This is a genomic window from Pauljensenia sp. UMB3104 (assembly GCF_030217285.1).
Classification (GTDB): Bacteria; Actinomycetota; Actinomycetes; order Actinomycetales; family Actinomycetaceae; genus Pauljensenia.
In genome coordinates this window covers 1-247 of sequence record NZ_JASONN010000484.1, presented here as the reverse complement: position 1 = coordinate 247, position 247 = coordinate 1, and the positions used below count along the sequence as shown (strand labels likewise).

Here is a 247-nt window from a genome sequence, read left to right as displayed (position 1 = left end):
AGGGACCGTCGTCTGTGGGTACGGAGAACTGACATGGCGGATGACGCTATGTGGTGCTTGGTGATGTTCGATCTCCCCGTGGAGACGAAGAAACAGCGTCGCGAGGCAACGCGTTTCCGCAATGACCTTCTGGATTGGGGCTTCTGCATGGTGCAGTTCAGCGTGTACGTGAAGTACTGGCCGACCGGTGGGCAGGATCATGCGACGCTGCGGGCGATCAAGACTCATCTGCCGGAGGGTGGGCAGG

1 protein-coding gene is annotated in these 247 nt (G+C 59.9%); it reads left to right on the top strand.

The features are described 5' to 3' along the window. Positions 1 to 33 precede the first annotated feature (33 nt). The coding region (gene cas2 / locus QP415_RS12500) for a CRISPR-associated endonuclease Cas2 (RefSeq protein ID WP_285100285.1) at positions 34 to 247 on the top strand (214 nt) is incomplete at its 3' end.